General features: G+C 52.5%; 4 protein-coding genes. 2 read left to right on the top strand and 2 right to left on the bottom strand.

Features of this window, described 5'->3' with window-relative positions:
• Nucleotides 1-188 precede the first annotated feature (188 nt).
• Both HWQ67_RS15030 and nfi read right to left on the bottom strand, forming a co-directional pair.
• Nucleotides 189-1,697 (bottom strand): B12-binding domain-containing radical SAM protein, encoded by a 1,509-nt coding sequence (locus tag HWQ67_RS15030; RefSeq protein WP_218253508.1) that lies wholly within the window; start codon nt 1,695-1,697, stop codon nt 189-191.
• Entirely contained in the window at nt 1,694-2,356 is a 663-nt protein-coding gene (gene nfi, locus HWQ67_RS15025; protein WP_218253507.1) for a deoxyribonuclease V, read from the bottom strand. Before nfi ends, HWQ67_RS15030 begins: the two co-directional genes overlap by 4 nt.
• Before the next feature lie 42 nt (nt 2,357-2,398).
• Between nfi and HWQ67_RS15020 the strand changes: the two genes are divergently transcribed.
• Together HWQ67_RS15020 and HWQ67_RS15015 are read left to right on the top strand one after the other, a co-directional pair.
• Nucleotides 2,399-2,641, top strand: coding sequence for a hypothetical protein (locus HWQ67_RS15020; RefSeq protein ID WP_218253506.1), 243 nt, complete (start codon nt 2,399-2,401; stop codon nt 2,639-2,641).
• A 47-nt stretch (nt 2,642-2,688) separates the two neighbouring features.
• Nucleotides 2,689-2,916: a NifU family protein gene (locus HWQ67_RS15015; RefSeq protein ID WP_218253505.1), complete on the top strand. Its 228-nt coding sequence runs from the start codon at nt 2,689-2,691 to the stop codon at nt 2,914-2,916.
• Nucleotides 2,917-3,291 lie beyond the last annotated feature (375 nt).

Raw genomic sequence — 3,291 nt, 5'->3', positions numbered from 1 at the left:
CCCCCTACCCCCCACAAGAAGGGCGGCTCCGCCCCCTCCTTGACCTCCCCTGCAAGGGGACCAGTCCCCTTGACCCCGTTTATCTTACCCACCAAAAGTTTATGCACCCAGTATTCCCTTATTAACTTGAACAAATTCATCGTTAATAGTTGGTACTTTTATAGCAGATATATTCACAACAACCCTGCCTACCCCCTCCGTTTAACGAGCCGATACAGGCGATGCAGCCCTTGGTAGACCTTGCTAAAAGGCTGCTTCAGAGGGCCGCTGCTAAAGAGCCGCACCACGGAGGGCGCAATGAGAAGTCTCAGCAACGGTGCGGGAAACCTCCCCCTTCGGCACAACGTCATCAGGAGGTTGAGATAGCTTGGCTGTCGCATCGTGTAGGACTTGTCGTAGATGTCCCTGTGCTCATCCGTGATGAAGCCGTCGGCCTTGGCCATCTGGTACAACCGGGTTTGTGGGTAGAGCACCAGGGAAAACGGCTGAAGCTGATAGGGCTTGGGTATCTCCGATATAAACCTCAGCGTTTGTATCCTGTCCTCGTCCGTTTCATAGGGGACGTCAAGGATGAAGTCATAGCTTGGGGGATACATCCTGTCCTTGTATTTATTGATTATCCGGATGGCCTTCATTGTGATGTCGTTTGACATGTTCTGCCTGTTAAAGAGGCGTTGAGTTTTGTCGCTGGCGCTTTCGATGCCCATCTGGATGTAACACAAACCAGCATCCACCAACAGCGCCATCTTTTCCTCGGTCACGGTCAGGGGACTGGCCAGGGCACTGAAGGGCAACCCAATCTCCCGCTTGTAGCTCTGACAGAACTCCGCAATGGCCTTTGTCCCCCTGGCAAAGAAGGCGTCATCGGATATCCAGATGTACCCCACAAAGGGCATATTGGCCTTGACCCACAACAGCTCCTCCATGACATTGCCCACGGAACGCCACCGCAAATAACCACCCTTGCCGCTGTAGAGATTCTTGAGCGTGTCGTTTATGCAGTAGGTGCAGGCATGTGGACAGCCCCGACCGGTCATCGTCTGATAGCCAACCTTGTTGAGATAGGCCGACACCGTCCCGCTCCTCAAAAACTCCCGGGTCATTTCGTAGTCCAGGGGAGGGATACGCCCCTGCTGCAAGACGTAGTGGTCTTGGAAGCTGTAATCGGGTATGGGGTAGATATCGAGGTTGCGGTTGAGGGGTGCGAGGGGGTTTTTGACGATACCATCTGCCGTTCTGAGCCAGAGGTTTGGTGTTGAGAGGTAGTCCGAGCCTGAGGCAATCTTGTTTGCCAGCTCAAGGATTGCCTCCTCACCCTCGCCCACGCAAACGATATCGGCATGTTTGATGCACTCCTCCGGCCTGATCGTCGGATGCACCCCACCCCAGATTATGGGCGCCTCAAGGGAGTCCCTGAGGGCCGTTGTCAGCTCAACGGCGTGTTCAAAGTAGTTTGTCATCAGCGTGATGCCAATCAGGTCTGCTCCGGCACAGAGAGAGATGAGTTGATTGAGCACCTGTTCACTGTATATCTGCCTGGTATGCCTTTTACGGTCTGACAGTGGGGCATCGGCATAGGGGTCGGGCAGAAAGACCATCCTGCTGTTGTGCCCGTGCATCTTGAGCCAGGCAGAGATAGTCCTCAGTCCAAACACCGTGATGTCAGGGTAGGGGGATATGAGTACTACGTTTGTCATGTCAACAACCGTTTGTTTTGCGCCGACAGGTTGTGGGCACAGCGGATAGGCTCCGGCAGTCTGTAGCGCGTGGTGGTGTGCAGGATGACGTCGAGGCAGCCACTGATATCGATGAGGTGCCCCGGGGAGATGTACAGCGGGCTTACGTTGTCACGGCTCCTGAGGACGGCTCCGATCTGTTGCTCCTTGTCGTAGAGGTACTGCCAGTTGCCTTTGTGCGGACCCGGCTCCTGATGGACGCCAATCAGCCTGGACTTGGCACATCCGACAGTCGGTATGCCCAGGAGCACCCCTATGTGGGAGGCCAGCCCTATGCGACGCGGGTGTGCGATCCCCTGACCATCGACGATTATAAGGTTGGGTGGGGTCTGCAGCAACTTTATGGCGCCGATAATCACCGGCGCCTCACGGAAGGAGAGAAACCCCGCTACATACGGAAACTCCACCTCTTGCACCACCGAAACCTCATGTACCTTGTGCAGGGTGTCGTAGTCAAAGAGGCAGGCGCTGCCTATGACCTTGTTGTCCGAAAATGCCGCATCCACGCCGGCAACAAGACACGGTTGCACGCCAAGCGCCTCTATCCGCACCCGTTGGGCAAGGGCCAGTTGCGTATGTCTTGCCTGCCGTAAATTTTTCGATAGTTTTACATCTTGCATAGATTAAGTTATAATATATCTTATTGAAAAGGAGGATGTAAAGTGAACGAACTGTTGAACATAAGAGACGAAGTACTTAAAGAGGCGGCAGAGTGCAGGAAAGAGCAGCAGTGTATTAAAAACAGGGTCGAGTGGCTCTGTAAGGTTGACATCTTTGTCAACGATAACGTGTTGTTCGTGCGTTGTCTTGATGCCAACTACTGCAGTTACCGGCTGCCGTTTGCTGATACCTTTGTGTGCAACTGTCCCGTCAGGAAGGAGATATATAACCTATATCGGGCATGATGCAGAGATTGCTGACATTAACAATAAAAGAAAAGGAGCTTTTTTAAATGGTAGACAGAACAGAAGTAGAGAGTGCATTGAATCAAATCAGGCCGGCCCTAAGACGCGATGGCGGGGATGTGGAACTTGTTGACATCACTGATGACGGTATCGTGAAGGTCAAGCTCATTGGTGCCTGCGGCAGTTGTCCGATGTCAATCATGACGCTAAAGGGAGGCATAGAGGTCAAACTCAAGAGCGATATCCCCGGCATCAAGGCAGTTGAGGCCGTCTGAGGTAAGGGAAACAGTCCGGAAGTGGTTGCGCTGCCTTTGTGCCGTAGTTGGAGGGGGCAGCGCTCCTCCATCACAAAAAAAGGGACAGCACCCTCGTATCCTCTTTATATTGCATGGTAAAAGAAAGAAGGAGGGCGGCTCCGCCCCCTCCTCAGACCTCCCCTGCAAGGGGGCCAGCCCCCTTGACCCCATCTTACCATTCTTTTTTAAGAGGATACCACGAGGTGCTGATTATTTTGCATACAATAACATATCATACTTCCGTTGTTGGTAGCACTCCAAACAAGCGTGGACGATGTATAAAGTATTGAAAAAAAGTGGTTTATGTGTAATAATATTTGTATGTAATAACACATGCAGAAAGGAGAAAGACAT

The organism is Candidatus Magnetobacterium casense (assembly GCF_019173545.1).
Classification (GTDB): domain Bacteria; phylum Nitrospirota; class Thermodesulfovibrionia; order Thermodesulfovibrionales; family Magnetobacteriaceae; genus Magnetobacterium; species Magnetobacterium cryptolimnobacter.
This window is presented reverse-complemented; position numbering and strand designations above follow the sequence as displayed.

Coding starts and splice junctions, on each gene's coding strand:
- HWQ67_RS15030 (WP_218253508.1), bottom strand. CDS start 1,697: ATGACAAACGTAGTACTCATATCCCCCTACCCTGACATCACGGTGTTT.
- nfi (WP_218253507.1), bottom strand. CDS start 2,356: ATGCAAGATGTAAAACTATCGAAAAATTTACGGCAGGCAAGACATACG.
- HWQ67_RS15015 (WP_218253505.1), top strand. CDS start 2,689: ATGGTAGACAGAACAGAAGTAGAGAGTGCATTGAATCAAATCAGGCCG.